This is a genomic window from Streptomyces sp. WAC 04229, assembly GCF_003947455.1.
GTDB lineage: Bacteria > Actinomycetota > Actinomycetes > Streptomycetales > Streptomycetaceae > Streptomyces.
The window spans coordinates 1-3,172 of record NZ_QHJH01000350.1 but is presented as its reverse complement, the minus strand read 5'-3'; the positions used below and the strand labels follow the sequence as shown (position 1 = coordinate 3,172).

Sequence of the window (3,172 nt, the reverse complement as noted above, 5' to 3'; positions counted from 1 at the left end):
GAGATAGACGACGACCGTGTGCGCGTCCGTCCGCCCGGCGGCTCATCGACGAGGGGCGGGAGGCCGCCGGGCGGACGGACGCGCACACGGTCGTCGTCTATCTCCTCACCGCCACCGGGTCCGGCGCGGCCGAGCGGCTGCGGGCCGAACTGGTCGCCGAGGGCGACGCCGACGTGCCCGGTCTCGGGGTCGCGGGGGACGCGGACGCCGTTGCCGAGGCGGTGCGGCGGTTGGCCGAGGCCGGGGCCGACACCGTGATCCTCCAGCCGACCGGGGACGAGCCCGATCCGGAGGCGTTCGTGCGGTTCGCCGCCGAGGACGTCCGGCCCCTGGTGAAGTAGCCCGCCTTCTCCGCCTCGTCCTCGCAATCCTCCTGCTCCTCCCCGTCCTCCTGATCTTCGTAAGTCTCCTCAGCTCGTTGAACGGATTCGCCCGCATGTCCTCCCCGCCCCAGCCTCGCCCCCGTACCTTCGACGAGCTCCTCGCCGAAGGCGCCTCCGTGTCCACCGAAGGGTGGGACTTCTCCTGGTTCGAGGGGCGGGCCACCGAGGCGCGGCCGTCCTGGGGGTACGCGTCGTCCATGGCGGGGCGGCTGGCCGAGGCCACCGCTGCGCTGGACGTGCAGACCGGGGGAGGGGAGGTGCTGGACTTCGCCCTCCAGCAGGGCGGGGCCGAGCGCCGGCCCCCGCTCGTCGTCGCCACCGAGGGCTGGGCGCCCAACCTCGCCGAGGCCACCCGGCTGCTCCGGCCCCGCGGTGTCCCCGTCGTAGCCTCGCCGGACGACGCGCCCCTGCCCTTCGCCGACGGCGCCTTCGATCTCGTCGTCAGCCGGCACCCCGTCCAGCCGCACTGGGACGAGATCGCCCGCGTACTCGCGCCCGGCGGCACGTACTTCGCCCAGCACGTCGGTCCCGCCAGCGTCTTCGAGCTGATCGAGTACTTCCTGGGGCCGCTGCCCCAGGAGAGCTACGGCCACCGTGACCCCGAGCGCGAGCGTGCCGACGCCGAGGCCGCCGGGCTCGAGGTCGTCGGTCTGCGGGCGGAGCGGCTGCGGATGGAGTTCCTCGATGTCGGCGCCGTCGTCCACTTCCTGCGCAAGGTCGTCTGGATGGTCCCCGGGTTCACCGTCGAGGAGTACCGCGACCGGCTGCGCGACCTGCACGAGCGCATCGAGGCCGAGGGATCCTTCGTGGCGCACAGCGCGCGGCACCTCTTCGACCTGCGCAAGCCGCACGGCAGCTGACTTCATCTTCGAGCCCTTCGAGCCCTTCGAGTCCTTCGAGTCCTTCGAGTTCTTCGAGTGAGGTCGTCGTCGACGGCGGTTGAGCCCGCCTTCACGCGTGCGGTCCCACCCGTACCTCTCCGATCACCAGCTCCGCACGCGCCTCCAGGACCGCGCCCACCCGTTCTACCCGCACCGCCAGTTCCCGTTCCTGCCGTGCCGTCAGGCGGCCTAGCGGTTCCACCGTGACCGTCGTACGGCGGCCCCGCCGCAGCTGGTGCCAGACGCCCGCCGCGACGCCGTCGACCAGCAGCACGGGGAAGTTGCCGGCCTGCCCGCCCGCGAGCGCCCGCTCGTAGGCGGCGCCGGGGAAGAGCAGCTCCCGCGGCTGGGCGGCGATGAGGTACGCGTCGAAGTACGGGAGCAGGCGTACCCCGCGTACCAGGTCGTCCCGCTCCGGGGCGGCGGGGAAGCCGGTGTCGCCGGCCGCCACCCACGCCCGTGTCCCCTCGAAGTCGAGCTCCTCGATCTCGTCCGCACCGGCCATCTCCTCGTACAGGCCCTTCGCCCAGGCGGGTGGTGCGGCCAGCCAGCGGGCGAAGTGCTGGGGTGTGGCGGGGCCGTACGCCCGCAGGGGGCGGAGGGCCAGGAGGCGCGTCGCCTCCTCGGGCGGGAGCGGGGTGAAGCGCGGTGGGCGGGTGTACGTCACCTTGCGGCCGCGGTTGGGGCCGAAGGAGAGGGCGCCGCAGTGGCCCGCCCGGTGCAGGACCTGGCGCCAGCGCGGCCACATGGTCTGGAACGCCGGCATCACCAGGTCGCCGGCCCAGGGGCCGGTGCGGGCGACGACCTCCTCGCCGAGTTCGTCGATGGTCAGGTACCTGCCGTCGAGCGCGTCGCCGATCGCCGTCACGACCTGCTCGGCCTGATCCTCGGTGAGGCGTACGTCGGGCGCGAAGGGGCCCGAGCCGTCGGGGATCGCGGGCAGCGCGGCGCACCACATCGGGAGGTCGCGGGCCGGCAGCAGGTGCACCGTGCCACGCGGGCCGTGCGTCTTGACCAGTGACGGGGCCGGGCCGGGCGCGGTGGGTGAGGCGGCCGGCCACAAGGCGTTCCGTACCTCCACCCGGGTGATGGCCTCGGTCCGCAGGCCGACCGAGAGTTCGGCCGCGGACAGGACCTGGGCGTGGACGCCGAGCATCGCGGCGGCCACGTCGGCGGCCGGGGTGCCCGTTCGGGCGGACTTGGCCAGGAACTGTCGTTCGAGGCGCCGTGCGCTCGCGGCGGCCCAAGTGATCCGCGTCGTCTGCGTCATGAGGTGACGTTAAGGGAGCAGTAGGACGGATTTCGTCCCAGTGGGTCGGGGTGGGATGGGACCTGTCCGGGCGTATGGGGCGTGCCTTCGCAAAGGGTGTGGCGGCCGGAACGAGGGTGCGAAATCACCCTTGGATCCTCACAGGGTTTCCACATCGTTATTCATCGTTGTCCTCCACGGGTCCGTTTAGTGCGGACGGGTCACGTAAATTCGGGCGAGGTAATTCGCGTGAGCAAAGCTGCGCGTGTGGCACCGCGCAGTGGAGGGGGCTGCGCGGTGCCGGGTCAAGCGGGCGTGCACCCCACCCGTCACCCGGTCGGGGGACAGGGGCCGCCCCCGGGATCGGCCCTCTCGTCACTTCACTCACCTGTGAATCCGCGGTGTATTCGCTGTGTGTCCGGCGTGAGCCCGGGGGGTGGCAGTGTTTTGGCCATGATTCAGGGCGGAATGAGGGCTTCCGAGGGCATCCCGGCGTTGCGGGCCGACTGCGGAGAGTAGTTTTGGCACGCCGATGTACGCAGCATCACTTACAAAGGGTTATGGTGGAAACCCCCCCTCGGGCCGGTCCGTATCCCCCCCCACGGACCGGCCCGTTTTTCTGCCCGGTCGCGGGTCCGCCCGGGGATCCGCCCGAGGTC

The 3,172-nt window shown here is 72.2% G+C and carries 2 protein-coding genes and 1 pseudogene; 2 read left to right on the top strand and 1 reads right to left on the bottom strand.

The annotated features are described in order from the left end of the window. Together DMH12_RS37925 and DMH12_RS37920 are read left to right on the top strand one after the other, a co-directional pair. A pseudogene (locus tag DMH12_RS37925) lies at nucleotides 1-341 on the top strand (LLM class flavin-dependent oxidoreductase); the annotation flags it as partial. 95 nt (nucleotides 342-436) lie between these two features. Further along, complete coding sequence (locus DMH12_RS37920; protein ID WP_125495795.1) at nucleotides 437-1,243, top strand: class I SAM-dependent methyltransferase; 807 nt, start codon at nucleotides 437-439, stop codon at nucleotides 1,241-1,243. Nucleotides 1,244-1,334: 91 nt separating this feature from the next. On the opposite strand, the gene DMH12_RS37915 is transcribed toward DMH12_RS37920, so the two are convergent. Further along, nucleotides 1,335-2,534: a winged helix DNA-binding domain-containing protein gene (locus DMH12_RS37915; protein ID WP_125495794.1), complete on the bottom strand. Its 1,200-nt coding sequence runs from the start codon at nucleotides 2,532-2,534 to the stop codon at nucleotides 1,335-1,337. Between the last annotated feature and the right edge of the window lie 638 nt (nucleotides 2,535-3,172).